Genomic DNA, 24351 nt, shown 5'->3' on the forward strand with positions numbered 1-24351 from the left:
TTGAGGCGGCGACGCAAAACCCTTATGGTGAAAACCCTGACTACAATTCTCGCTCGCCCCGCACACCATGTTCCCGAATGACCGCCGCCAGACCCTCGGAGAGGAAATCGCCAACACCGTCAGCCACGGTCTGGGCGCGGCTGGCGCGCTGGCCGCCGCCCCGATCCTGATCGTCGCGGCCACGCGCCAGGGCGATGCCGCGTTTATCGTCGGCGCGGCGATCTTTGCCGCCAGCATGTGCCTGCTTTACCTGGCGTCGGCCATTTACCACGCGCTGCCGGACAACCGCGCCAAGCGCCTGTTCAATGTGCTCGACCACTCGGCCATCTACCTGCTGATCGCGGGCACCTATACTCCGTTCGCGCTGGGCGCGCTGCGCGGTCCCTGGGGCTGGACGCTGTTCGGCCTGGTGTGGGGCATGGCGCTGCTGGGCGTGGGGCTGAAGGCGAGCAAGCGGCTCGACCGCCCCGCCCTGTCCACCGGGCTGTACCTGGCGATGGGCTGGCTGGTGGTCATCGCCGTCAAGCCGATGCTCGAGCTGGTGCCCAGCGGCGGCCTGTGGTGGCTGCTGGCCGGCGGGCTGGCCTACACCGGCGGCGTGGTGTTCTTCGTGTTCGACAACCGCTGGCGCTATGGCCACTTCGTCTGGCACCTGTTCGTGCTGGCCGGCACCGTCTGTCATTTCTTCGCCGTGCTGTGGTACGGCGCGGGCGCTGCCTGAACGCGTTCAGGCCACGCCCTGTCGACGCGCCGCGCTAGCGCGCGGGCACCTGCGCGGCTGGCCGCACGTAGCCGTCGACCAACTGGCGGCCGTGATGGATGGCGGCATCCACCGCCATGACTGGCGACGACACGAAGCCGCCGGCCGCGAACAACGGCACCAGGTGCGGGTCGTGCAGGCGGTGCCAATCGGCGGCCAGCTCGACCCCCACGGTCGCGGTGAAGGCGGGACGGGGGCTGCCCGCCACGGAAATGCGGGATACGCTGGCGATCAGCCGGTAGCCCTTGTAGACCATGTTGTTATGGAACATGTGTCCTCCTGTCTGAACCGATGGCCCCGCACGGCGGGGCCGTCGTTCACATTGCGCGAATCTGCGTCGCGTGCGGGCCTTTGGCGCCTTGCGCCGTGACGTAGCTGACGCGCTGGTTCTCGACCAGCGCCTTGTGGCCGTCACCGACGATCTCGGAGAAATGCGCGAACAGGTCCTTGCCGCCGTTCTCGGGCATGATGAAGCCAAAGCCCTTGGCGTCGTTGAACCACTTCACAATTCCGGTTTCCATCATTTCACTCCTTGCATGGCGGGCAGCGCCCGGGAAGGGAGCCAATCAAGGAAAGGGATGGCGAACAATGAGGCGCCAGAAGGGGCGCGATACCGGACGTTGATCACGATGCTCGAATAGCTGCAAGTCCACTATGGGTGCCCGACAGGCGAAAGTCAACGGCTGTTTCCAATTAACATCCAGGCCGATACAGGCCGATACGTGATTCCATTGATCACTTTTGTGATATATCGGACCCGAGGGAGGCGGCATTCGGGCCAATTACGTAACTCTCTGCGCAAATGCCCGCTACGGTCGATAAAGCGCGTATGCTGCAACGGTGGTGCTTGAACGCGCGTCTCCTCGCCGTATCGCCATCCCGGAGGAAGACGACCGTGAGTCGCATCGGAAGGTCCATTGCCAGATTCGCCAACGCCTGCGTGAAACTGCTGCCGCCCGCCACACCCGCGGCGGCCGACGCGCCGGCTCGATCCGAGCGCCCGCGCGAACACGCCGCGGTGTCCTCGCCGTGGCGCATCTACCGCATCTACGCCCGCCCCGGCCACCTGCTGCTGCGCGACGAGCATGGCCGCATTCTCGACCTGGGCGTCATGAAGGGCGCCGAACCCAACCTGACCTACCGCCTGTTCGCACGCGGTTTGCAGGGGCGCGGATTCGCGACCCGCACGCTGCTGCTCGATGACATCGCGCAGCGCATCGAATCGGGCGAGGTCGGCAACGAATTGCTCAAGCTGCCGCTGTGGACGCAACCGCTGGGCGCGGACCTGGATCGCGGCACGCATACCGATGTGTCGATGAAACTGCGGCGCTGAATCCCCCAGGGCCGTGCCCGCACGCCCGCAGCCGTCCCTAGTCGGCCGGGTGCAGATAACTCGTGGGCGGACGGCCCAGCACGCGCCGGAACATGGTCGAGAACGCCGCCGGGCTCTGGTAGCCGAAGTCCAGCGCGATCGCCGTCACCGGCGCGCCGGCGGCCAGCCGCGCCAGCGCCAGCACCACGCAGGCGCGCTGGCGCCAGGCCGAGAACGCCATGCCGGTCTGCTGGCGGAAGTGGCGGCTGAAGGTGCGCGGGCTCATGTGCAGGCGCTCGGCCCAGGCCTCGGGCGACTGGCGCACGTCGGGCGCGGCGACGAAGGCGCGGCACAGCGGCGCCAGGCGCTTGTCGCGCGGCAGCGGGATGTGCAGGGGCAGCACCGGCGCGCGCGTCACCTCGTGCAGCAGCAGCGCCGCCAGCGCCCCGTCGCGGCCGGCCGGATCGTAGTCGGCAGGCATGTCGACCGCCGCCAGCAGCAACTGACGCAGCAGCGGCGACACCTCGACCACCTCGCAGGCGGCGCTGCCGGCGCGGGCCGCGCCCGGCTCGATATAGGCGCTGCGCGTACTGACGTCCTGCATGCGCACCTGGTGCGCCACGCCCGCGGGGATCCACACGGCGCGCTGCGGCGGCACCACCCAGTTGCCGTCGCGGGTGACGACGTGCATGACGCCGGTGGCCCCGTACAGCAGTTGCGCGCGGCGGTGCGTGTGCGCCGGCAGCAGGTGGCCGGGCGGGTAGTCGTTGCCGATGGCAACCACCGCGCGGTCGAGGCGATCGTGCTGATCGATGTGGCTGTTTCGCATGACGGGACGTGGCCGGAACGCAAACATTATTGTCCAATCCTCGAAAGCAAGCCAGCGCCAGCCGCCCTATCGTGGCGGTTTCACGGAAAGGACGCATGAAATGCTGTACGTGACATTGGCGCTGTTCGGCGCGTTGAGCGGCGTGACCACGGTGTTGTTCGGTTTTGGCGGCGGCTTCGTGGTGGTGCCGGTGCTGTATGGCGTGCTGACCGCCACCCATGGCGCGCAGGACGCCATCGGCCAGGCGGCCATGCACATCGCGGTGGCGACCTCGACCTGCGTGATGATCGTCAACTCGGTGGCCGCGACCCGCAGGCACCAGCGCGCCGGCAACATCGTGCGCAGCTACGTCTGGCCGCTGGCCGCCTTCATCGGGGCGGGCGCGCTGCTGGGCGCCTGGGCCGCCACCCGCGCCAGCGGCGACCTGGTGCGCCATGCCTTCATCGCCTATCTGGCCGTGACCATTCTCGACTGCGTGCTGCGCCAGGGCTTCATGGCGCAGCGGGAGACGCGCGCGGCGCGGCCCCTGGGCCAGGGCGTGACGGTCGGAGGCGGCGTGGCGATCGGCGTCATCGCCACGTTTCTGGGCGTCGGCGGCAGCGTGATGACGGTGCCGCTGCTGCGCCGCCGCGGTTTGCCGATGGCCAAGGCCGCGGCCATGGCCAATCCGCTGACGCTGCCGGTGGCGATTGTCGGCACGCTGGCCTACATGGCGGCGGCGCGGGCGCTGCCGGCGCCGCTGGCGCCTTGGATCATCGGCTATGTCGACCTGCTGGCCTTCGCAGCGCTGGCGCTGGGGTCGCTGGCCGGCATCCGGCTGGCGGCGCCGCTGATCCCGCGCATTCCGGACCAATGGCACGCCCGCGTCTACGTCGCGCTGCTGGCGCTGGTGCTGCTGAGCATGGCGCTGGCCTGAGCGCAGCGGCGCGGCGATGGCCTATGATCGGAGCATCCCACCCGATGGCGCCCTGCCTTGACTCCGCTGCCCGCCCCCTACGCGCCTTTTGTCCTGACCGGCCGCATTGCCCAACGCGTGCAACCCCTGCCGGCCGATGACGCGCCGGACCCCGCCGCGCGCCGCCAGGCCGAATACCAGGCGGGACGCGAACTGGCCGCAACGCTGCTGGCGGGGCTGGGCGCGCGCACCGTGCAGGTCGGCGCGGACGCGGACCGCGCGCCGCGCTGGCCCGAGGGCTTCGTCGGCTCCATCAGCCACAGCCGGCGCTTGCTGGGCGTGGCCGTGGGCCGCCTCGCCGACACGCGCGGCCTGGGCATCGACCTGGAAGCGATCGCCGGCGCCGATGCGCTGGAAGCGATCGAAGCCGTCTGCATGCTGCCCGATGAGCACGGCCTGGTGGCCGGCGCCCTGCCCCGCGCCGTCTGGGCCACGCTGGTGTTCTCGGCCAAGGAAGCGCTTTACAAGTGCCAGTTCCCGCTGACGCGCTGCCCGCTGGAATTCAGCGACCTGGCCGTGGTGCATGCGGACGTGACGGCGCAGCGGCTGGTGCTGCGGCTGCAGCGCGATGCCGGCCCGGATTTCCGGCGCGGCCAGTCGTTCCATTGCGGTTACCAGCAGGGCCAGGGACACGTGTACACGGCGGTGCAGTTGGCGCCCTGACGGCTCCGGCGCGGCAGCGACGCCCCCCGCCGCCGACACCCGGCCTGCGATCCGCTTGCGCAATGTCACGAAGTTGCGGGCAAAACATTTCCGCCGCCCGCCCGGGGCGCCACTCCCGCGCAGGCCCGGCGCCATCGTGGTCCGCCGACACAGGAAAACACATTGCGAAACTTGAACCGCCCCGGGGCCGGTTGTCATCATGGTCGGACATTCACCCGGAATTAGGAGGTTTCCATGCAGCGTTCCAAAACCGCAATCCTGTCGGCCGTGCTAGCCGCGGCCGTCTTGTCCGGTGCTCCCGTCCTGGCGCAGAACGCGCCCGCCAGCCAGACGCCGACGGCGCCCGCCGCCGCGCAACCCACCGACCAGCAGTTGCAGCGCTTTGCCTCGGCCTCGCAGAAGGTGTCGGGCGTGGTGGACGAATATCGGCCCAAGGTCGACGCCGCCAAGACCGACGCGGCCAAGCAGAAGGTGATCCAGGAAGCGGACGCCAAGATGGTCAAGCTGGTGCAGGCGGACGGCCTGTCCGTCGAGGAATTCAACGGCATCGGCCGCGCCGTGCAGCAGGATCCGCAGCTCAAGCAGCGCCTCATGAACATGGGCAAGGCCGGCGCGACCGTACAGTAGGCCCCCCTCCCCGCTCAGCGCGCCTTGGGGGTATCCTGCCGGGGAACCCTTCAAGGAGCGCGGCATCTTGACCCCCGATCTCACCCTGTACGACCTGGCCGGCGCCGATCCGACGCTGCGCTTCAGCCCGCATTGCTGGAAAACGCACATGGCGCTGGCCCACAAGGGCCTGACCGCCAACACCGTGCCGTGGCGCTTCACCGACAAGGAAGCGATCGAATTCTCGGGCCAGAAGCTGGTGCCGGTGCTGGTGCACGGCGACCACGTGATCAGCGATTCGTGGCAGATCGCCTGCTACCTGGAAGACACGTTCCCCGAACACCCCTCGCTGTTCGGCGGCGATACCGGCCGGGCGCTCAGCCTGTTCGCCAACAGCTGGGCCGACACCACCCTGGTGCCGACGCTGGCGCGGTTGCTGCTGCCGGAGATCCACGCCCTGATCGACGCCAAGGACAAGGACTACTTCCGCCACACCCGCGAAAAACGCTTCGGCCCGCTCGAAGACCTGCCCGCGCTGCGGGAAGAACAACTGGCGGCCCTGCGCGCCTCCCTGCTGCCATTGCGCCAGATGCTGGCGCGGCAGCCGTACCTGGCGGGTCAGCAGCCAGCCTACGCTGATTACGCGGTGTTCGGTTTCTTCATGTGGGCGCGCTGCACCAGCGCGCTGGAACTGCTGGCGGCCGACGATCCGGTGGCCGCGTGGCGCGAGCGGCTGCTCGATGCCCATGGCGGGCTGGCGCGCCAGGCGCCCGTGGCGGCGGCGTAGCCGGTCCGGCGCTGGCGCCAGGCGCACACGCGGGCGCCTGGCGCGGGCCGCCCCCCTGCTCCAGCGGGCGGCCGACGGACAGGCTCAGGTCTTCAGGCGATAGCCGGTCTTGAAGATCCAGCGCACCACCACCAGGCAGACGGCCAGGAATACCAGCGTCATGGCGACGCTGATGCCGACGTTGACGTCGGCCACGCCATAGAACGCCCAGCGAAAGCCGCTGACCAGGTACACCACCGGGTTGAACAGCGTCACGCCCTGCCAGAACGGCGGCAGCATCTTGATGGAATAGAAGGTGCCGCCCAGGAAGGTCAGCGGCGTGATGATCATCAGCGGGATGATCTGCAGCTTCTCGAAGCCGTCGGCCCACACGCCGATGATGAAGCCGAACAGGCTGAAGGTGATGGCCGTGAGCAGCAGGAAACCCAGCATCCAGAATGGATGCGCGATCTCGAACGGCACGAACAGGCGCGCCGTGGCCAGCATGATCAGCCCCAGGATGATGGACTTGCTGGCCGCCGCCCCGACGTAGCCGGCGACGATCTCCAGGTACGAGATGGGCGCCGAGTGGATCTCGTAGATGGTGCCCGAGAAGCGCGGCATGTAGATGCCGAACGAAGCATTGGCCACGCTCTGGGTCAAGAGCGACAGCATGATCAGGCCCGGCACGATGAAGGCGCCGTAGCTGACGCCGTCGATCTGCACCATGTGCGAACCGATGGCCGAGCCGAACACCACGAAGTACAGCGAGGTGGAGATGACCGGCGACAGCACGCTCTGCATCAGCGTGCGCCAGGCGCGGGCCATTTCGAAGCGATAGATGGCGCGGATTGCGTAGAAATTCATGATTGTCCGTGCACCAGGCTGACGAAAATCTCTTCGAGCGAGCTTTCCGAGGAGTTGAGGTCGGTGAATTCGATGTCCAGTTCGGTCAGGCGCCGCAGCAGGCCGGAGATCTGGCCGCCGCCCTGGTTGTCGTAGGTGTAGACCAGCTGGCGGCCGTCGGCCGACATTTCCAGGTGGAACGGCTCCAGCGCGGTCGGGATGCCCGGCAGCGGCGCCTTCAGCGTCAACGTCAGGCGGCGCTTGCCCAGCTTGGTCATGAGCGCGTTCTTTTCCTCGACCAGGATGATCTCGCCCTTGCGGATCACGCCGACGCGGTCGGCCATTTCCTGGGCTTCCTCGATGTAGTGGGTGGTCAGGATGATGGTGACGCCGTTCTCGCGCAGGCGCCGCACCATGTCCCACATGCCGCGCCGCAATTCGACGTCGACGCCGGCGGTGGGTTCATCCAGGAACAGGATCTTGGGTTCGTGCGACAGCGCCTTGGCGATCATCACGCGCCGCTTCATGCCGCCGGACAGGGCCATGATGCGGCTGTCCTTCTTGTCCCACAACGACAGGTCGCGCAGCACCTTCTCGATGTATTCGGGATTGGCCGGCTTGCCGAACAGGCCGCGGCTGAAGGTGACCGTGTTCCACACGCTTTCGAAGGCGTCGGTGGAGATCTCCTGCGGCACCAGGCCGATGGCGCTGCGGGCGGCGCGGTAGTCGGTGAGGATGTCGTGGCCGTCGGCCAGCACCCGGCCTTCGGTCGGGTTGACGATGCCGCAGATGATGCTGATGAGCGTGGTCTTGCCCGCGCCGTTGGGGCCGAGCAAGGCGAAGATCTCGCCGCGTTGGATCTCCAGGTCGACGCTCTTGAGCGCCTGGAATCCCGAGGCGTATCGCTTGGATAGGCCTTGAACTGAAATGACCGGCTGCACTCTGGCTCCCAGCGTGGTGGACAACCCCTGATTTTACCCGCCTGCCGCGGGCGACTTGTTCGGCCTGGTGGAACGGTGTGTTTGATAAATGCGATAACCGCGCCGGCCTGCCGTACACTGCCCGGAAAGGAAAAACAGGGCGGAAATCGCCCGAACCAGGGGAATCGGGCCGTCCAGGCCCGTCGAAAGGCTATGTTCGCGGATCTGAAACACCTGTCACACCACGCGGCCTGGCGCCGCCAGCTGGAAATGCTGCTGGAATCGGCCGGCGAGGGCATCTACGGCATCGACCTGCGCGGCCGCTGCATCTTCATCAACGGCGCCGGCGCCGCCATGCTGGGCTACACCCCCGACGAGGTGGTGGGCCGCAACATGCATTACCTGATCCATCATTCCCACGCCGACCGCAGCCTGATGCCGGTGCACGACTGCCGCATCTTCAAGGCCTTTCGCGACGGCCGCGGCGAACGGGTCGACGACGAGGTGCTGTGGCGCCGCGACGGCTCCTGCTTCGACGCGCAGTATGCCTCGTACCCGATCCGCAACGACCAGGAAGTCGTGGGCGCGGTGGTGACGTTTTCGGACATCAGCGCGCGCAAGCGCATCGAGCGCGAGCTGCAAGGCACCCGGGCGCAACTGGAAGCGCGGGTGCAGGTGCGCACCGCCGAACTCAGCGCCGCCCATGAATCGCTGCGGCGGCTGGCCTCGCACCTGAGCACGCTGCGCGAGCAGGAACGCGCCCACATCGCCCGCAATATCCACGACGACCTGGGCGCCTCGTTCACCGCGCTGCAACTGGACCTGAACTGGCTGCGCCGGCAACTGGCGGGCGAGCCGCCCCTGCAGGCCCACCTGGACCGCATGCTGGAGGTGACGCAGACGGCCATGGACGCCACCCGCCGCATCCTCAACGACCTGCGGCCGGTGGTGCTGGACCACCTGGGCCTGTGGGCGGCGCTGGAAACGCTGCTGCAGGACCTGCAGGCGCGCAGCGGGCTGCGCTGCCGCTACCTGTGCCCGCCCGACACCGAAAGCCGCCGCCTGGCGCCCGAGGCGGAAATCGCCGTCTACCGCATCGTGCAGGAACTGCTGACCAATGTGCAGCGCCACGCGCGGGCCCGCAGCGTCAGCGTCAGCGCGGTCTGGGGCGAGGATGGCCTGCTGCTGGAAGTGGAAGACGACGGCGTGGGCATGCGGTTGCCCGAGACGCGCCAGACCTTCGGCATCCTGGGCATGCGCGAACGGGCCCGCGCCATCGGCGGCGACCTGGAGCTGGACAGCGCGCCCGGCGCCGGCCTGTGCGCCCGCCTGCGCCTGAACCCGCAAGCGGCCTGAGGAGACGACGCCATGCCTCTGAACCTGCTGATCGTCGACGACCACCTCATCATCCGCCGCGGCCTGGCCCGCATCCTGCAGGAAGACCCGCGCGTGGGCCTGGTGCGGGAGGCCGCCGACGCCCCCGCCGCCCTGCGCGCGCTGCGCCAGGAGCCCTTCGACGCGATGGTGCTGGACGTGGCGCTGGGCGAGCGCGACGGCCTGGACGTGCTCAAGACGGTGCGCGCCGACCATCCGGCGCTGGGCGTGGTGATGCTGTCGGTCTATCCGGAATCGCAGTTCGCGGTGCGGGCCCTGCGCGCCGGCGCCCATGCCTATCTGAACAAAGGCTGCGATCCAGACGAGCTGCTGGCGGCGCTGGTCAACGCCGCCGCCGGCCGGATGTACGTCACGCCGACCGTTGCCGAACTGCTGGCGCACACCGTGCGCCAGGACAGCACCCGGCCGCCGCACGAGCTGCTGTCCAACCGCGAATTCCAGGTGCTGCAGTTGCTGGCGGCCGGCAAATCGGTGTCGGCCATCGGCGAGCAACTGGCGCTGTCGGTGAACACCATTTCCACCTACCGCGCCCGCATCTTCGAGAAGCTGGGCGTGCGCACGCTGGTCGAGCTGGTGGACTATGCCCGCGCGCACCACCTGGGTGCGCGCTGAGCGCGGCGCGCACCGGCCCGGCGCGGCCGCGCACCGTGTAGTGCGCCCCCTACATGGATATCGTCGAACCGGCGATACCGGGCGCCGGCGGCGCGCCCCAAGATGGAGGCATTCCGAACCCTGGAGGCCTCCATGTCCCTGTTCAGCAATCCGTTCGATCCCGCCAGCCGCCTGGCCTGCGCCTGCGGCCGCCATGCCTCCCAGGCCGAGCACGCGCGCGCGGCGGCGGACGGCCAGGACGCCCGCGCTGGCGCGGCGTCCGGCGACGCCGCCTTTGACCGCGCGGTGGAAGGCGCCGTCATGCGCGCCCTGTTCCCGCAGGACGCCCTGCGCCGCCGCTTCCTGCGCGCGGTCGGCGGGGGCACGGCCATGGCCGCCGTCGCCGCGCTGTTCCCGCTGGCGGCCGCCAAGGAGGCCTTTGCCCAATCCGCCGGCCCGCTGGAGAAGCAGAAGCTGAAGGTCGGCTTCATCCCCATCACCTGCGCCACGCCCATCATCATGGCGCACCCGATGGGGTTCTATGGCAAGCAGGGACTGGACGTGGAAGTGGTCAAGACCGCCGGCTGGGCGCTGATCCGCGACAAGGCCATGTCCGGCGAGTACGACGCCGCGCACATGCTGTCGCCCATGCCGCTGGCCATCTCGCTGGGCGTGGGCGCCAGCCGCGCGGTGCCGTGGACCATGCCCGCCGTGGAGAACATCAATGGCCAGGCCATCACCCTGTCCATGAAGCACAAGGACCGGCGCGATCCGAAGGACTGGAAGGGCTTCAAGTTCGCCGTGCCGTTCGACTATTCCATGCACAACTACCTGTTGCGCTACTACCTGGCCGAACATGGCCTGGATCCGGATACCGATGTGCAGATCCGCTCGGTGCCGCCGCCCGAAATGGTGGCCAACCTGCGCGCCGACAACATCGACGGCTTCCTGGCGCCGGACCCGGTCAACCAGCGCGCGGTCTATGACGGCGTGGGCTTCATCCACACCCTGTCCAAGGCCATCTGGGACGGCCATCCGTGCTGCGCGTTCTCGGCCAGCCGCGAATTCGTGACCGCCCAGCCCAATACCTACCAGGCCCTGCTCAAGGCCATCATCGAGGCCACCGCCTACGCCCGCGACCCGGCCCACCGCAAGGAGATTGCCGCAGCCATCGCCGCGCCCAACTACCTGAACCAGCCGGTCACGGTGGTGGAACAGGTGCTGACCGGCACCTACGCCGACGGCCTGGGCAACGTGCTCAAGGACCCGCAGCGCATCGACTTCGATCCCATGCCGTGGGGTTCGTTCGCGGTGTGGATCCTGACGCAGATGAAGCGTTGGGGCCAGATAAAAGGCGATGTCGACTATCAGAAAGTCGCCAATGAGGTGTTCCTGGCGACCGACGCGCTGCGCCTGATGCGCGAGGCCGGCCTGACCCCGCCCGCCGACGCCGCCAAGACCTTCAGCGTGATGGGCAAGCCCTTCGACCCCGCCCAGCCCGAAGCCTACCTGGCCAGCTTCAAGATCCGGAGGAGCTGATGCGGGCCGTGCAACCCTGGCGGGCGACCTTCCTGTCCGTCATCCTGTTCCTGCTGTTCCTGCTGCTGTGGCACGTCGCCACCCGCCCCGCCGCCGGCGGGGCGACGGTCGATCCGGCCTATGCGGCGCTGGTTGGCAACGCCGCCGCCAGCGGTTCGCAGACGCCCTTCCCCGGCCCGGCCGAGGTCGGCGCCCGGCTGTGGCAGCACCTGCGCGATCCGTTCTACGACCGCGGCCCCAACGACAAGGGCATCGGCATCCAACTGGCGTATTCGGTGGCGCGGGTGCTGACCGGCTTCCTGCTGGCGGCGCTGGTGGCGATTCCGCTGGGCTTCCTGATCGGCATGTCCAGGACCGTCTACCGCGCCTTCGACCCGTTCATCCAGGTGCTCAAGCCGATCTCGCCGCTGGCCTGGATGCCGCTGGCGCTGTACACCATCAAGGATGCCGACACCTCAGCCATCTTCGTGATCTTCATCTGCTCGCTCTGGCCGATGCTGGTGAACACGGCGTTCGGCGTGGGCGCCGTGCGGCAGGACTGGCTGAACGTGGCGCGCACGCTGGAAGTGTCGCGGCTGCGCACCGCCCTGCTGGTGATCCTGCCGGCGGCCGCGCCCACCATCATGACCGGCATGCGCATCTCGGTCGGCATTGCCTGGCTGGTGATCGTGGCGGCCGAAATGCTGATCGGCGGCACCGGCATCGGCTACTTCGTCTGGAACGAATGGAACAACCTGTCCATCGCCAACATCATCTGCGCCATCTTCTTCATCGGGTTGATCGGCATGCTGCTGGACACCGTGCTGGCGCGCGCCGCGCGGCTGGTCAGCTACCGGGAGTGAACGCCATGAGCCCACCCTTTCTGCAAGTGCAGGCGCTGGCCAAGCGCTACCCGGGCCGCGACGGCCGGCCGGCGGCGCCGGTGTTCGAGAACATCGACTTCGGCATCGAACAAGGCCAGTTCGTCTGCGTGATCGGCCATTCGGGCTGCGGCAAGACCACCATCCTGAACATCCTGGCCGGCATCGACGAGGCCAGCGAAGGCGTCGTCATCATGGACGGCCGCGAGATCGCCGGCCCGTCGCTGGCGCGCGGCGTGGTGTTCCAGGCGCACGCCCTGCTGCCCTGGCTGAGCGCGCTGCAGAACGTCGAATTCGGCGTGCGCTCGCGCTGGCCGGCCTATTCCCGCGCCCAGGTGCGCGAGCACAGCCTGCGCTACCTGGACATGGTCGGCCTGGCCCGCGCCGCCGACAAGAAGCCGTGCGAGCTGTCGGGCGGCATGAAGCAGCGCGTCGGCATCGCCCGCGCCTTCGCCATCCAGCCGCGCATGCTGCTGCTGGACGAGCCCTTCGGCGCGCTCGACGCGCTGACGCGCGGCACCATCCAGGACGAACTGCGCGCCATCGTGCAGGAAACCCGCCAGACCGTCTTCATGATCACGCACGACGTGGACGAGGCCATCCTGCTGTCGGACCGCATCCTGCTGATGAGCGCGGGCCCCCATGCCCGCATCGCCGAGTCGGTCGAGGTGGACCTGCCGCGCGGCCGCACCCGCGCCAGCCTGCACCACGAGCCGCGCTATTACGAAATCCGCAACCATCTCGTCGACTTCCTGGTCGACAAGGCTTCCCACAAGGAGTGAACCCCCATGATGTCCCGCGCCGAAGTCACCGAACTGATCGTCACCCGCCGCCTGGAAAAGAAGCTGTCCTGGGCCGCCATCGCCGAGGCCGTCGGCCAGAGCAAGGAATGGACCACCGCGGCGCTGCTGGGCCAGATGACCCTGACCGAGCAACAGGCCCAGGCCGCCGCCCGCCTGCTGGACCTGCCCGCCGACGCGGTGGTGCAGCTACAGGTGGTGCCCTACAAGGGCTCGCTGCCCACCACGGTGCCCACCGACCCGCTGATCTACCGCTTCTATGAGCTGATCAACGTCTACGGCACCACGTTCAAGGCGCTCATCAACGAAGAGTTCGGCGACGGCATCATGAGCGCCATCGACTTCAAGATGGACCTGACGCGCGAGGCCGATCCCAAGGGCGACCGCGTGCAGATCGTGATGAGCGGCAAGTTCCTGCCCTACAAGACGTATTGAGCAAGACACGGCGGGCGCGGCGGCCCGCCCGCGTCAACCTTCCACCGCCAGTTCTTCCCAGCCGAGATCGCGGGTGCGCGCCAGCGCTCCGGTCACGGCGGCGGCCGCGTCGCGCGCCGCGTTTTCCAGGGAATCACCGGCCAGCAGCCGCGCGGTGATGGCCGCCATGAACACGTCGCCGGTGCCATGCACCGAGGGCGGGATGGCGATCTCGGGGTGGCCCAGCACCACGCAGTCGGCGGCCGTCACCACCGCCAGCCGCAGGGTGCCGGGCGCCGCCGTCTGCGGCGCGGCGCTGGTGACCACGATCCATTCCGGCCCCTCGGCGATCAGTTCGCGCGCGGCCGCCGCCACTTCGTCGATCGAGGCCAGCGGCCGGCCCACCATCTGCTCCAGCTCGAAATGGTTGGGCGTCATGCCGTGGGCATGCGGCACCAGCCTGCGGCGGTATTGCGCCACCAGCCCGGCATCCACGTACAGGCCGTCGTTGCGGTCGCCCATGACCGGGTCGATATGCACCCGCACCTCGGGCCGCGCCGCCCGCAGCCCGCGCAGCCAGTCCGCCAGCAGGTCGGCCTGGCCAGGCTGGCCCAGGTAGCCGCAGACCACGGCGCGCGCCACCGCGGTCACGCCGCGCTCGTCCAATCCGCGCAGCAGGCCCTCGAACCAGTCCAGCGGCACCGCGCCGCCGTGCAGCGTCGGATAGTGCGGGGTATTGCTCAGGATGACGGTGGGCAGCGCGATGGCGCGCAGCCCGGCCTGGCGGAACACGGGCATGGCGGCATTGTTGCCGACGCAGCCATAGACCACCTGCGATTGGATGGAAACGACGTCGACCCGCGCGGTCACGGCGGGCAGCGCTGCGCCGGACGTGGCGGCAGCGGGAATGGCGGTCATACGCGGGCTCCTGCGAATAGGGACGGATGCGGCATATTCTATGCCCAGCCGGGGCCGTCCCGGGCGGCAGGCCCCGCCGCCGGCAGGGCCGCCGCCCTCCGCGTCAGTCGTGCGCACAGGCCAGCCAGCCCGCTCCATCCAGCACGGCGCCCTCGATGCCCGCCAGATGAGGCGCGAACGGATAGGCGAGCGACGACACGATCTGGCATTGCGCCAGCAGGGGGTGGTCGGCATTCAGCAGGTATTGGCAGCCGCCGGCCGCCGAGGGCACCTTCAACAGCAAGGTATCGCCCCGCGCCAGCCAGGCGTTGCCGAAGGCGCGCGAGGCCTGCAGATCGCTCTGCCAGCCGGCCGGCGGGCGCGGTTCGGCCACGGCCGCCGCGGGCACCCGCAGCTCCAGCAGGAAATAGCTGCGCGGCAGGGCGCGCGGATGCTCCACCTCGGCCTGGGCCAGGCGCGCGAAGACGGCGGCAGCGGGGGTGGCGTCCAGCACCACAACCGCCGCGCCGGCGGCATGCCAGCGGCCCGCGGGGCGGGCGCGCGGCATGAGGTCCTGGCAGTTGCTCAAGCGCCAGAGCGCGGTCATGGCCCGTTTCCTTCGTCGATATTTATCAGCCACTGCTCGATCAGCGCGGCGTAGCGGCCGTGCTGGCACAGCAGCAATGGCACCCGGCCATGCAGGCGCCGCTTGGGGCTGCGGAGCCAGCGTCGCGCGCCGTCCGCGCCGCCGAACACCAGCTCGGCCAGCCACGCCACCCGCAACGCCCGGTACAGCACGCGCAGGTCGGCCAAATCCAGGCCGGGATCGCGCAGCGCGTCGCGCGACCGGCCCGGCTCGACCTGCGGCACCAGCGCCAGCCAATGCAGGTCGCCGGCAAAGGCGGCACGCACCGCTTGCAGCAACGCGGCCGCGCACTGCAGGCTGGCGGGCGGCCCGGCCCGCCCCAGGGCCTGGCCGAGCCGAGCCTCCAGCGCCACGGCGATGCCGCCGGATTCAGGGCGCGCGAGCGGCGACGGCGGGTTGGGCGGACGCGGCGGCCGCGCTCTGGTCGAACGCGGCATTGAGTGCCGCGCCATCAATGCTGACGGTTCCTGCATTCAGCAGCCCCTCCAGGTAAGCCCTCGCCGCCAGTTCCTGGCGTTGGGTCCGCAACGCGGCACGCAACTCGTCCTTGACCTGCTCGTAGGGCGTCACGCTGGCCGGGCGCAGGTCCACCAGCTTCAGGATATGGAAGCCCGCCGCCGACTGCACCGGCGCCGCCACCTCGCCGGGCTTGAGCGGCTCGACCACAGGCCGCATTTCGGGCGTCAACTGCGCCAACGGCACGTAGCCGATGTCGCCGCCCTGGGCGCGGGTCGAAGCGTCCTGCGAATGGCTCTTGGCCAGCGCCGCGAAATCCGCCTTGGGCGCCTGGGCGCGCCTGGCCAGGTCCTGCGCCTGCCTGCGCGCGGCGGCCACGGCCTCGCCGTCGCCCAGCGCCGCCGGCAGGAAGATCTGGCTGACGCGGTACAGCGCCGGCTGCGCCAGTTGCGGCCTGGCGCGCTCGTAGGCGGCGCGCAGGTCGGCCTCGGCCGGATAGTCGTCAGGCGCGCGGCTGACCGAATCCAGGTAGGTCTGCAGCACGATGCGCTCCTGCGCCGCCTGGAAGGCGCGCTTGAGTTCGGGTCGCTCCGGCCAGCCCTGGGCGCGGGCCTGTTCGACCAGCGCCTTTTCGGCCAGGCGCGCGCGCAGCCACTGGTCCAGTCCGGCGCGATTGCCCTTGAGCTGGGCCCGGGCCTCGGGCGGCAGCGATTCGAGCTGGCGCGCCAGTTCGTCGCGGTCCACCTGCACCGCGCCCAGGGTGGCCACGGCTGGCGCCTTTGCCGGGGCCGGCTGGGCGGCGGCGGCAGCGGCCGGCGCCGCGCCCTTTTCCGGCGCGGCCGCCGCCTTGGCGGGCACGGGACTGGATTCGCTGCTCTGCGCCGGGCTGCCGCGCATCAGCGCCACCGCGCCGGCCAGCACCGCGATCAGCAGCACCGCGGCGGTCACGCGCAGCCGCGCGGGCTGATTGGGGAGAATGTTCATGGTCGGAACCTCACTTGCCTGGATGCGCCATTCGCCGCCACGGCGGCCTGGGGGGTTGGGGACGTTGCCGTCCCGAACGCCAGGCGCCGGGCCGGGCGGATGGATCAGTTCAGCGCCTCGGTGGCGGCGTCCTGCCGCGGTTCAACGGCGTCGGCATCGGCGCCGGCTTCGGCGGAGGCGTTGGCGCGCAGGAACAGCAGGAACTCCTGCAACAGGCGGTCCCACAGCTCGACGGTGGCGCGCAGGTAGTTCTCGGACACGCCGCCGGCCAGGATCACGTCCAGTTCCAGCACCAGGAACACCCCCTGCAGCGTCAGGCGGGCGAAGCGTTTTTCAACGTTCCAGCGCTCGGCCAGTCCGGGCGGCAGTTCGCCCTGCACGCGCAACGCGCAGCTCAGCGTGTAGTCCAGGTAGCGGCCGGATTCGACGGCGGGGTTGCCCATGCGCGCGGCGAAGCCCACGCCCTGGCTGGCGCTCAGCAATTGCACCATGCCGTTCTGCTCGGACACGGTGACGCGATAGCCGGCGGATTGCAGCAGTTCCTGCAGGCGTTCGACATTCACGTCGAGAATCAGGCTGGAGTCGTTCATTGCAGTCATTCCTAGGTAAAAGAGATCAATTCAGAGAGATCGGTCCGCAGGCAAAGCCGTTCATTACAGTCTCCCTGCATGAAAGAGATAAGACAGCGCCCCTGGCGCTCAAGGTTGGGCCGGCGGCGCCGGCGGCGCGGCGGCGCCGACCTGCGCGTCGTACAGCCTGTCGCCATATGCCTGCGCCTGCTCCTCGAACTTGACGCGCGCGCTGCCGGCGAAGGGCTGCTTCATGGCCAGGATGCCGCCGGCGCCGATGCGCTCGTAGGCATTGAGGATCTCCTTGCCCGCTTCGTACATCTCGCGGTTCTTGGCGATGCAGGCCTTGGCCTCGGTGTCGCGCTGCGCCAGGGCGCGCGCCAGGGTCTGGCGTTCGGCCTCCTTGGCGCGCGACAGCGTCAGCAGTTCGTCATAGGCGCCCTTGAATTTGCCCAACTGCGCGTGGCTGGCGGCCACCTGCGCCTGGGCGCTTTCCATGACCGCGCCCTGCTGCTCGGCCAGCTTCTCGGCCTGGCCCTTGGCCTTGGCCAATTGGCCGCGCAGCGCCTCCAGCTCTTTCTGGGCGGCGTCGCGCTGGGCCTCGGCGGCGGCCTTGGCGGCGTTGACCTGGGCCTGCTCGCTCTGTAGTTGCTGCAGTTGCTGGGTGGTGCCGCGCAATTGGGCGCGCAGGCGCTCTTCCATGGTTTCGGCGTGCGCCGGCAGCGCCACGCTCAGGCCCGCGGCGCACAGGGCCGCGGCGGCGGCCAGCCGCCGGCCGCGCCCCAATGCCCGGGGCGGGCTCGATTCATCCCATAAGCTATGCATGTCCATGGCCTCAGAACCTGGCGTTGATCTCGAACTGCATGGTGTCGATGGACAGCGGCGCGCCGTAGATCTCGCGCGTGCTCATCCAGCGCAGGACGCCGTACACGTTCTTGTCGAAGGCATAGCCGCCGCCGATGTAGTAGCCGCGCGCGTTGGTGCCGCCCTGGTGGAACGACGAATCGTTGAAGGCATCGGGCAGCGCGTCCGGCTGGATGTACTTGTAGCCGACGAAGGCCAGCCAGTCGCCCTTCTCCTTCAGGTCGTACGAACGGCCCAGCGTGGCCTGCAGCATCCAGGCGTTGGGGCCGCTTTCGATGTCGCCGTTCTCGCCGACGTTATTGACGAGCTGGCCTTGCGAACGGCTCGCCATCTTGCTCTTGCTATAGGCCAGGTTGCGCAGGTAATTGGCGTTCAGGCGCAGGCCCAGGCCGTCGAACACGCGCGTGTCCCAGCGCAGGTTCAGGTCAAGCAGGTCGAACTTGGACGCCAGGCCGACGTATTGCGGCTGCGGCGTGTTGGCGGGGTCGAGCGGGTTGGACGTGATGTTGCGCAGCAGGAACAGGGTGTTGCCCTTCTGCATGAAGGCCGGACGCGACCAGTCGGTGTCGCAGTTCTCCTGGCCGGCCCAGGGCGAGCAGGCGCTGGAGCGCTTGCCGGCGATGTTGTCGAAATGGTAGTAGGCCAGCGCGCCGCGCAGGCTGTTGCGGCTGTCGATCTTCCAGTCGGCGCCGGCCTGGGCGGCCAGCAGCCACTTGTCCTCGCTCTTGCCCTCGGAGAACGACGACGAGTTCCAGCCGTTCGAGCCGTACTCGGTCGAGAAGGCGCCCAGGGTGCCGAACAGCGTCACGTCGCGGCCTTCCAGCGGCTGCTTGAAGATCGCGGCAATGCCGTCGAAGTTCAGGTCGTTCGAGAACAACATGTCGGTCGACTCGAACGGGTTGGCGATGCGGCCGCCCGTGACCGTGGCCCACTTGGCGGGGCGGTAGGTCAGGTAGGCCTGGTCCAGCCAGATGTCCTTCTTGCCCATGCCGCCGCCCAGCGTCTGCGAGGTCGACACCGGGCTGTCGTCGCTGCCGGTGGCCAGGCGGATGCCCGCGGTCCAGGATTCCGAGATGTCGGCGCGCACGCCCAGCCGGGCGCGGATGCGCAATTGGTTGCGGCGGTCCTCGCGCGTGTTCAGCATCGGCGGGTAGTTGCCGTTGGTGTTGCGGTTCAGGTCGTACGGGCCCTTGGCATTGAGCTTGGCGAAGTCGACGATTTCGTTGCTGTTGTTGCCCGAGTACAGGCGCGACTCGTCGCGCACGCGCACGTCGCCGTCGATGGTGATGCGCGACACCCAATCGGGGAAGGTATTCGGCTGGGCCCAGTTTTCCGCCTTGGCCTGCACCATCACTTCCGCCTTGACCTCGTCGCGGATCTGGTCGCGCACGGTCTGCGGGATATAGGGCACGCGCACGTCCCCCGCCTGGGCCACGGCGGCGCCGCGGTCCTGCGGCGCGGCGCGGGCGGCCTTGGCCTCGGCTTCGGCCTGGGCCACCAGGGCCTCGGCCTGCTCCGGCTTGAGCACGCCCTGCTGCACCAGCAGGCGGATCAGGTTGATGGTGGCGTTCTCGGACGGGGCGGGCGCGGCGTTGCCCGTGGCCGGCAACGCCACGGCGGCGCCCGCCGCGGCCAGGGCCAGCGATGCCGCCAACCGGTTCAATTGGAACTTCATTCTCTTGGCACTCCAGGATCGGTTCAATTCAGCACTTCAGGAGGGGCGGCGGCCGGTCAGCGATGCCCGGATCGGCATGCTGGCCGAGGCCGGCGGACGTTCATCCAGGCCCGGCACCGCGCGCAACGCCGCCACCACGCGGGCGTCGACGTCGGCATCGCCGCTGGAACGGGTCAGTTCGACACGCGTGATCTGGCCGCTGGCCGTGAGCCAGATGTTGGCTTGCAGGCGGAAGGTCAGATTGCGCGTGCGCTCGTCTTCGCGCAGGATCTTCTGCAGCGCGTAGGCGAGGTACTGGCTGTAGGTGGCGTTGCCGGCGCGGCCGCCGCCGCCGCCGGCCATGCCCTTGCCCTGGCCGGCGCCGATGTTGAAGGCGTCGCTGCCCGCCTGGGCATCGCCGTCGATCTGCATCGGGTTGGCCAGGTCGTCGGCCGGACGCGGCGGCGCCTCGTCCTGCGGCTTGGGCGGTTCGGGCGTGGGCTGCGGCTCGGGTTCGGGCGTGGCCACCGGCTCTTCCTTGGGCGGCTCGGGCTCCGGCGGCTTTTCCGGCTCGGGCGGCGGCGGCGGAGGCGGCGGCAGCGGGATGATCGCGGTGACCTTGGGCGCGTCGCGGCGCACCCCGGCCATGTCGTTGGCCCAGCGCCAGAGCGCGCAGGCGACCGCGATCGACACCACCGCCACCGCCGCCAGCTTGAGCCAGCGGCGCGCGGGATGGGGGGTGCGCGGGGAATCGGATGCGTGGTGCGGCATGACGGTTGCCTCGGCCCCTTATTTCGGCTTGCCGGTGACCAGCCCGACCTGGGCCAGTTCCAGCCGGCGCAGCAGGTCCAGCACTTCCACCACCTTCTGGTACTGCACGGCGGCGTCGCCGCGCACGATCACCGGAAAGTCGGGATTCAGCGCCTTCTCCGTGCGCAGCCGGTCTTCCAGCTCAGGCAGGGTCACCGGGTAGGCGTCCAGAAACACCTGGCCCGCGTCGTTGACGGAAATCGCCTTCGTCTTGGGCTGCGACAGGGCGATGGACGAGCTGGCCTTGGGCAGGTTGACCTTGATGCCGGCGATCTGCGCCGTGGCGGTCAGGATGAACATGACCAGCACGACCATCAGCACGTCGACCAGCGGCGTGATGTTGATGCCGTCCACGGGCGCGTCGTCGTCATCGTCCTGGGAAGCGGATACGGAAGCCATGGGGTCGTCTCCTTATGCTTCGGCGGCGGCCGGCTGCGCATCGCGCACGGCCGGACGGCTGGCGACGGGCGCGCGCGCGCCGCCGTGGTGGGCGGCTTCCTGGGCCTGGCCTTCGCCATGCACTTCGGCCAGGCGCGTCACGAACTCGTCGACGAACACGCGCATGTCGGCGCCGACTTCCTTGTTGCGCGAGACCAGGCGGTTGTAGCCAAACAGCGCCGGGATGGCGACGAACAGGCCCATGGCGGTGGCCAGCAGCGCGGCGGCCATGCCCGGGGCGATGGCGTTGATGTTCACGTCGCCGGCCATGGCGGTGCCCAGGAACACCACCATGATCCCCAGCACCGTGCCCAGCAGGCCGATGTACGGGCCGCCGGCAATGGCGTTCGAGAGCGAGCCGAGCCTGGCGCCCAGCAACTGGTTTTCCTTGGTGCGGACGGCGTCCATCGAGGCGCGGATGGCTTCGATGGTGGCGGCCGAGATAGAACTGGTGTCGGCGCCCTGCTCGCGGCGGGTGCGGATTTCATTGACCGCCACGCGGTACAGGCGCCACAGCGAGGCGTGCTCCAGGCGCTGGGCCAGGGCCTTGTCGTCGGCCAGCAGTTCCAGGCGCTGGCCGACCTTGGCGAAGGACTCGCGGAAGACCTCGTTGGCGCGCGCCACGCGGGCGACGTTGCGGCTCTTCTTGATCATGATGATCCACGACTGCACCATCATCAGCGCCAGGATGGCGATGATGACCCAGGCGTCGATCGGCACCGCCTTGAGCAAAAAGCCCAGGCCGCCGAAGCCGAAGCCCGACTGTTCCTCGTCGTTGCCGTAGGCCACCAGGCGCGATTCGGCGCCCTGCGAGATCGCGTCGGCCAGGATCAGCGCGGCGGGACGGGCAACGCGCGACAGGCGCACTTCGTCGATGGCGCCGACGAACGGCGCGTACACGCGCGGCGCCGGAGCGGCGGCGGCCTCGGCCGGCGCGGCGTCGGCATTGGCGGGCGCGGTGGCCGCCGCCGGCGCGGGCACGTCACCGCCCAGGGCGGCGGGCGTGTTCAGCGGCGGCAGGCTGACGGCCAGCGATGAGGTGGCGCGGCCGTTCACGTACAGCGTGACCTGGCTGCCATCGGCGGTCACGGCCAGGTGCTGCCAGGTCGCGGGCGTGAGCGACTGGCCGGGCTGGCTGCGCTGGCCGTTCACTTCGACGAAGGGCACGCCCTGGTTGATGCCGATCAGCAGCGCGTTGCCGCCGTCGCGGCGCGCGTACACCAGTTGCTCGCCGGCCGGCTGGTCGGCGCGCACCCAGGCGCTGAAGGTGAAGGCGCCCGCGGCGGGCACGGCCAGCGAGGGGCTGGCGGGCAGCATCAGCGGCGCGCCGCCAGCGAATTGGGCGGCGCGGCCGATCACGCCGTCGACCGCGGCGGCCATGGGCGTCTGGGCGTTGTTGCTGTTGCCGGTGGTGTCGCGCGGCGGCGCGCCGGCCGCGCCGTCGAAGTGGTAGACCAGCGTGTAGTTCGGGTCGAAGGTCAACTGGCCGTTGGCGGAAGCCGGCGCCTTCTGGTTGCCGTAGTACATCCAGATGTCCTGGCGCTGGCCGTCGGCCAGCGCCGGCAGGTCCACCCAGATCAGCGCCATGCCCAGCAGCGGATCGAACGCTTCCAACTGGTGGTTCAGCACGGTCTGGTCATCGCCGGCCACGAAGCGGATGTCCGCGCCCTTCTCGTTGATGCCGTCGAAGGTGAAGTTGCCGGTGTGCAGCCGCACCAGCAACGGCGCGCGGCCGGCGGCGGCGCCCAGCGGCGCGCCCTGCGGCGTGCTGTCGACGGTGATCTGCTTGCGGTACTGCCAGTCGGACTGCCACCAGGCGTTGGCGGCGGACGGCAGCACGCCGGCCAGCACGGTCAGTAGGAGCATCAATAAGCGTTGCATGGTCAGGACTCCGGGATAAATACGGTTTCGCGCGCGCTCAGAAACTGGCGCGGACGCTGAAGTTCAGTCGGGGATCGTGTTTCTTGGTGTTGGGGCCGTCCTTGAGCGGATAGCCCCAGTCCAGCGAGCCGGACAGCCAGTCCAGCACCTGCAGGCGCGTGCCCAGGCCGACGCTGGCCAGCGAGTAGCTGGCGTCCTGTTCGGGTAGCGGGTCGCGCAGGCGCAGCGTGGCCGCATCGGCGAAGGCATAGAAGCGCCACTCGTTGACATTGCTGCCGAGCCAGCGCGCCAGCGACGGCGTGCGCCACTCGACCGAACCCAGGAAGCCATCGTCGCCGGTGCGCTCGGCGGCCAGGTAGCCGCGCACGCTGGTGCTGCCGCCGGCGGAGAATTGCTCGTTCGAGACCAGCGCGCCCGAGGCCAGTTGGAAGCCGGCGCGCAGGCCCAGTTGCCAGTCGCCGAACAGGTTCTGCGTGTGGGTGCCGTCGCCGCGCAGCAGCGCGAAGCTGGGGCTGGCGCGGTAGCGCTTGTCGTCGAATTCCTTCCAGTCGCTGCCCAGGCCGAAGAAGGAACGGCTGGCGCCCACGAGCGACAGGCCGACGCTGCTCTGCGACGACTCGGAATAGCGGTAGCCGTTGTACGAGAAGGTGAACGGCACGTACTTGAGCGGGATCAGGTCTTCGTTGCCGCCAAAGCGCGTGGTCTCGTCGAACTTCTTGTAGTCCAGGCCGACCGACAGCGAGTTGTACCAATCGCCCTGCGGCGCCAGGGTGTAGATGGCGCTCATGCCGAACGAGTAGCCCTTGCCCAGCACATTGGTGCCGCCGATGGTGGCCACGTTGCTGTCGCTCTTGTAGCCGGTGAACTGCAGGCTCCATTGCTTGTCCAGCGGCATCGAGTAGGAGCCGGACCAGACCTTGGCGTTGTCGGTTTCCTGCGGCGCGGTGAAGAACGTCAGGCTGACCGAATGGCCCAGTTGCCACAGGTTGTCGTAGCCCAGCGACGCCGTGCTGCGCAGGCGCGTGGTGTCGGCGCTGTAGTCGTTGTTCAGGCCCAGGCTGGCATGCCACGGGTTCTTGTCCTCGACCTTGAGGTCCACGTCCATGGTGCCGGGGATGCGGCCTTCCTTGACCAGCGGCACCACCTGGCGGCTGGCGCCCTTGTTCAGGCTGGTCAGCTCGGCCTGCGCCTGGTTGAAGTTGGGCACCTCGCCCTCCTTCAGCGCCGGCACCTCGTCGCGGATGGCCAGCGGCGAATAGTGTTTCGCGCCCACCACGCGCACGCGGCCGACCTTGGTCTCGGCGACCTGCAGGAACACGATGCCGTCGGTCACCTGCTGCTCGGGCAGGTCAACGTACACGGACTGGTAGCCGCGTTCCTGGTAGACGGCCTGCAAGGCTTCGCGCGCGGCTTCGATGTCGGCCAGCGTGCGGTCCGGTCCCAGGTAGGGATAGACGGCCTTCTCGATGTCGCGGGCATCCAGCACGGTGTTGCCGCGCACGATGTATTCGTTGACGTTGACGCGGCGCGCCTCCTGCGCGGCCGGCGCCGGCTGCGCCCCGGCCACGCTCGCGGCCAGCGCCAGCGCCGCCGCCACCGGCGCGCCGCGCATCATGGCGCGCAGCGCGCCGCCCCTGCTCTCGAAATCATGCATAGCGATGCACTCAGTTCCTTGTGTGATAGCCGGTCTGGCACCGGCCGCTACCGTGCAGCGCGTTTGCGACAATCCCGTTACGGTTTTCTGCCCGCATACCCGCGTCTACAGCTTCTGCTTGTTACTAGACGTTCTCGGGCGGCGCGGACTGCGCGTTGTAAGAAAAATTTCATGAAACAGCGCGGGCCCGGGGAGAAGCTACGCGGAAAAGCATCAGGGCCCGGTTTTCGCCGGGCCCTGAG

Annotated in this window: 28 protein-coding genes; 12 read left to right on the forward strand and 16 right to left on the reverse strand. The window is 69.2% G+C overall.

Going from position 1 to position 24351, the window contains the following annotated elements:
- Positions 1-67: 67 nt before the first annotated feature.
- Complete coding sequence (locus tag AAID08_RS18865) at positions 68-721, forward strand: hemolysin III family protein (RefSeq protein WP_064527895.1); 654 nt, start codon at positions 68-70, stop codon at positions 719-721.
- Positions 722-755: 34 nt separating this feature from the next.
- Here AAID08_RS18865 and AAID08_RS18870 read toward each other — a convergent pair whose 3' ends face one another.
- Both AAID08_RS18870 and AAID08_RS18875 read right to left on the reverse strand, forming a co-directional pair.
- On the reverse strand, positions 756-1031 hold the full coding sequence (locus AAID08_RS18870) for a hypothetical protein (protein ID WP_054502919.1): 276 nt from the start codon (positions 1029-1031) through the stop codon (positions 756-758).
- 46 nt (positions 1032-1077) lie between these two features.
- Positions 1078-1281, reverse strand: a complete 204-nt coding sequence (locus AAID08_RS18875; protein WP_006385404.1) for a cold-shock protein — start codon at positions 1279-1281, stop codon at positions 1078-1080.
- Positions 1282-1655: 374 nt separating this feature from the next.
- On the opposite strand from AAID08_RS18875, the gene AAID08_RS18880 reads away from it, so the two are divergent.
- Positions 1656-2093: a hypothetical protein gene (locus tag AAID08_RS18880; protein ID WP_054502920.1), complete on the forward strand. Its 438-nt coding sequence runs from the start codon at positions 1656-1658 to the stop codon at positions 2091-2093.
- A 37-nt stretch (positions 2094-2130) separates the two neighbouring features.
- On the opposite strand, the gene AAID08_RS18885 is transcribed toward AAID08_RS18880, so the two are convergent.
- The gene (locus tag AAID08_RS18885; RefSeq protein ID WP_064527926.1) at positions 2131-2901 is read right to left on the reverse strand and encodes a helix-turn-helix domain-containing protein; all 771 of its coding nucleotides are present in this window, start codon (positions 2899-2901) and stop codon (positions 2131-2133) included.
- Positions 2902-3001: 100 nt separating this feature from the next.
- Here AAID08_RS18885 and AAID08_RS18890 point away from each other — a divergent pair, with 100 nt between their 5' ends.
- The 4 genes from AAID08_RS18890 to AAID08_RS18905 all read left to right on the forward strand — a co-directional run bounded on the left by AAID08_RS18890 (position 3002) and on the right by AAID08_RS18905 (position 5912).
- Complete coding sequence (locus AAID08_RS18890; RefSeq protein WP_054502921.1) at positions 3002-3817, forward strand: sulfite exporter TauE/SafE family protein; 816 nt, start codon at positions 3002-3004, stop codon at positions 3815-3817.
- A 57-nt stretch (positions 3818-3874) separates the two neighbouring features.
- Complete coding sequence (locus tag AAID08_RS18895) at positions 3875-4519, forward strand: 4'-phosphopantetheinyl transferase (protein ID WP_395756765.1); 645 nt, start codon at positions 3875-3877, stop codon at positions 4517-4519.
- A 234-nt stretch (positions 4520-4753) separates the two neighbouring features.
- Entirely contained in the window at positions 4754-5146 is a 393-nt protein-coding gene (locus AAID08_RS18900) for a DUF4168 domain-containing protein (RefSeq protein WP_054502923.1), read from the forward strand.
- Positions 5147-5213: 67 nt separating this feature from the next.
- Positions 5214-5912, forward strand: coding sequence for a glutathione S-transferase family protein (locus AAID08_RS18905; protein ID WP_326339175.1), 699 nt, complete (start codon positions 5214-5216; stop codon positions 5910-5912).
- 84 nt (positions 5913-5996) lie between these two features.
- Here the strand turns inward: AAID08_RS18905 and AAID08_RS18910 are convergent, their stop codons facing one another.
- Positions 5997-6758: an ABC transporter permease gene (locus AAID08_RS18910; RefSeq protein WP_054417417.1), complete on the reverse strand. Its 762-nt coding sequence runs from the start codon at positions 6756-6758 to the stop codon at positions 5997-5999.
- A complete protein-coding gene (locus AAID08_RS18915; protein WP_026383041.1) occupies positions 6755-7678 on the reverse strand; it encodes an ABC transporter ATP-binding protein in 924 nt (307 codons plus the stop codon). The genes AAID08_RS18910 and AAID08_RS18915 overlap by 4 nt, the downstream gene beginning before the upstream one ends.
- 192 nt (positions 7679-7870) lie before the next feature.
- On the opposite strand from AAID08_RS18915, the gene AAID08_RS18920 reads away from it, so the two are divergent.
- The 6 genes from AAID08_RS18920 to cynS all read left to right on the forward strand — a co-directional run bounded on the left by AAID08_RS18920 (position 7871) and on the right by cynS (position 13277).
- The gene (locus AAID08_RS18920) at positions 7871-9013 is read left to right on the forward strand and encodes a PAS domain-containing sensor histidine kinase (protein WP_054502926.1); all 1143 of its coding nucleotides are present in this window, start codon (positions 7871-7873) and stop codon (positions 9011-9013) included.
- A gap of 12 nt (positions 9014-9025) precedes the next feature.
- On the forward strand, positions 9026-9664 hold the full coding sequence (locus AAID08_RS18925) for a response regulator transcription factor (RefSeq protein ID WP_054513818.1): 639 nt from the start codon (positions 9026-9028) through the stop codon (positions 9662-9664).
- Between the two features lie 132 nt (positions 9665-9796).
- Positions 9797-11182, forward strand: a complete 1386-nt coding sequence (locus AAID08_RS18930) for a CmpA/NrtA family ABC transporter substrate-binding protein (RefSeq protein ID WP_064527907.1) — start codon at positions 9797-9799, stop codon at positions 11180-11182.
- A complete protein-coding gene (ntrB, locus tag AAID08_RS18935) occupies positions 11182-12024 on the forward strand; it encodes a nitrate ABC transporter permease (protein ID WP_064527909.1) in 843 nt (280 codons plus the stop codon). The genes AAID08_RS18930 and ntrB overlap by 1 nt, the downstream gene beginning before the upstream one ends.
- Positions 12025-12029: 5 nt before the next feature.
- Entirely contained in the window at positions 12030-12824 is a 795-nt protein-coding gene (locus tag AAID08_RS18940; RefSeq protein ID WP_054485296.1) for an ABC transporter ATP-binding protein, read from the forward strand.
- Positions 12825-12833: 9 nt separating this feature from the next.
- Positions 12834-13277: a cyanase gene (gene cynS / locus AAID08_RS18945; RefSeq protein WP_045953619.1), complete on the forward strand. Its 444-nt coding sequence runs from the start codon at positions 12834-12836 to the stop codon at positions 13275-13277.
- A gap of 33 nt (positions 13278-13310) precedes the next feature.
- Here the strand turns inward: cynS and pdxK are convergent, their stop codons facing one another.
- The 11 genes from pdxK to AAID08_RS19000 all read right to left on the reverse strand — a co-directional run bounded on the left by pdxK (position 13311) and on the right by AAID08_RS19000 (position 24109).
- Positions 13311-14174 carry a pyridoxine/pyridoxal/pyridoxamine kinase gene (gene pdxK / locus AAID08_RS18950; RefSeq protein ID WP_064528637.1) on the reverse strand — a complete coding sequence of 288 codons (864 nt, stop codon included), beginning with the start codon at positions 14172-14174 and terminating at the stop codon, positions 13311-13313.
- 103 nt (positions 14175-14277) lie between these two features.
- On the reverse strand, positions 14278-14760 hold the full coding sequence (locus tag AAID08_RS18955; protein ID WP_395756766.1) for an RES family NAD+ phosphorylase: 483 nt from the start codon (positions 14758-14760) through the stop codon (positions 14278-14280).
- On the reverse strand, positions 14757-15152 hold the full coding sequence (locus AAID08_RS18960) for an MbcA/ParS/Xre antitoxin family protein (protein ID WP_231133071.1): 396 nt from the start codon (positions 15150-15152) through the stop codon (positions 14757-14759). The genes AAID08_RS18955 and AAID08_RS18960 overlap by 4 nt, the downstream gene beginning before the upstream one ends.
- Positions 15153-15168: 16 nt before the next feature.
- Positions 15169-16239, reverse strand: a complete 1071-nt coding sequence (locus AAID08_RS18965; protein WP_395756767.1) for a peptidylprolyl isomerase — start codon at positions 16237-16239, stop codon at positions 15169-15171.
- Positions 16240-16343: 104 nt separating this feature from the next.
- Positions 16344-16829 (reverse strand): YbjN domain-containing protein, encoded by a 486-nt coding sequence (locus AAID08_RS18970; protein WP_175143173.1) that lies wholly within the window; start codon positions 16827-16829, stop codon positions 16344-16346.
- A gap of 108 nt (positions 16830-16937) precedes the next feature.
- Positions 16938-17633: a DNA repair protein gene (locus tag AAID08_RS18975; protein ID WP_372413636.1), complete on the reverse strand. Its 696-nt coding sequence runs from the start codon at positions 17631-17633 to the stop codon at positions 16938-16940.
- 10 nt (positions 17634-17643) lie between these two features.
- Positions 17644-19347 (reverse strand): putative porin, encoded by a 1704-nt coding sequence (locus AAID08_RS18980; RefSeq protein ID WP_395756768.1) that lies wholly within the window; start codon positions 19345-19347, stop codon positions 17644-17646.
- A 36-nt stretch (positions 19348-19383) separates the two neighbouring features.
- On the reverse strand, positions 19384-20097 hold the full coding sequence (locus tag AAID08_RS18985) for a TonB C-terminal domain-containing protein (protein WP_395756769.1): 714 nt from the start codon (positions 20095-20097) through the stop codon (positions 19384-19386).
- 18 nt (positions 20098-20115) lie between these two features.
- On the reverse strand, positions 20116-20535 hold the full coding sequence (locus AAID08_RS18990; protein WP_054417402.1) for a biopolymer transporter ExbD: 420 nt from the start codon (positions 20533-20535) through the stop codon (positions 20116-20118).
- 12 nt (positions 20536-20547) lie between these two features.
- Positions 20548-22455, reverse strand: coding sequence for a DUF2341 domain-containing protein (locus AAID08_RS18995; RefSeq protein ID WP_395756770.1), 1908 nt, complete (start codon positions 22453-22455; stop codon positions 20548-20550).
- A 37-nt stretch (positions 22456-22492) separates the two neighbouring features.
- The gene (locus AAID08_RS19000; protein WP_395756771.1) at positions 22493-24109 is read right to left on the reverse strand and encodes a ShlB/FhaC/HecB family hemolysin secretion/activation protein; all 1617 of its coding nucleotides are present in this window, start codon (positions 24107-24109) and stop codon (positions 22493-22495) included.
- Positions 24110-24351: the final 242 nt, after the last annotated feature.

Source organism: Achromobacter sp. EB05 (genome assembly GCF_044232075.1).
Lineage (GTDB): Bacteria > Pseudomonadota > Gammaproteobacteria > Burkholderiales > Burkholderiaceae_B > Achromobacter > Achromobacter dolens.